Raw genomic sequence first — 715 nt, 5'->3', positions numbered from 1 at the left:
CCGTGCTCGGGCCCGTGCGGGCCCGGCGCGGTGGGGAGCTCCTCCACACCGGTTCGCCCCAGCAGCGCGCGCTCCTGGCCGCGCTGCTGCTGCGCGGCGGCCGCACCGCCACCGCGGCGGAACTCGTGGACGCGCTGTGGGGCGAGGAACCACCCCACGCCGCCCTCGCCGCACTGCGCACCTACGCCTCACGACTACGCAAGGTCCTCGGCACCGACGCCGACGCCCTCATCAGCGAATCCGGCGGCTACGCGATACGCGTCGGCCAAGGCTGCCTCGACATCGACCGCGCCGAACACCTCGCCACCAGCGCCGAGAAAGCCCGCGCCGCCGGCGACCGCCCCCGCGCCCGCGAACTCACCAACGAAGCCCTCGCCCTCTGGGACGGCGAACCCCTCGCCGGACTCCCCGGCCCCTTCGCCGAAACCCAGCGCACCCGCCTCGAGGAATGGCGCCTCACCCTCCTCGAAACCCGCCTCGACCTCGACCTCGAAGTCGGCGCCCACGCCGAAGCCGTCTCCGAACTCACCGCCCTCACCGCCGCCCACCCCCTGCGCGAACGCCTCCGCGAACTCCTCATGCTCGCCCTCTACCGCAGCGGCCGCCAAGCCGAAGCCCTCGCCGTCTACGCCGACACCCGCCGCCTCCTCGCCGACGAACTCGGCGTCGACCCCTGCCCCGAACTCTCCGAACTCCAGCAACGCATCCTCCAGGC

Annotated in this window: 1 protein-coding gene; it reads left to right on the top strand. The window is 74.0% G+C overall.

Annotated features, from left to right (window positions below; translation table 11 throughout):
• Positions 1-2: 2 nt before the first annotated feature.
• On the top strand, positions 3-715 hold a 713-nt coding region (locus LUZ64_RS36790), incomplete at its 3' end, for an AfsR/SARP family transcriptional regulator (RefSeq protein ID WP_232390657.1).

Origin of the sequence: Streptomyces albireticuli (assembly GCF_021228125.1) — a bacterium.
In the GTDB taxonomy this organism is placed as follows: Bacteria; Actinomycetota; Actinomycetes; order Streptomycetales; family Streptomycetaceae; genus Streptomyces; species Streptomyces albireticuli.
The sequence above is the reverse complement of the archived record's forward strand: the minus strand, read 5'-3'. Positions and strand labels throughout refer to the sequence as shown.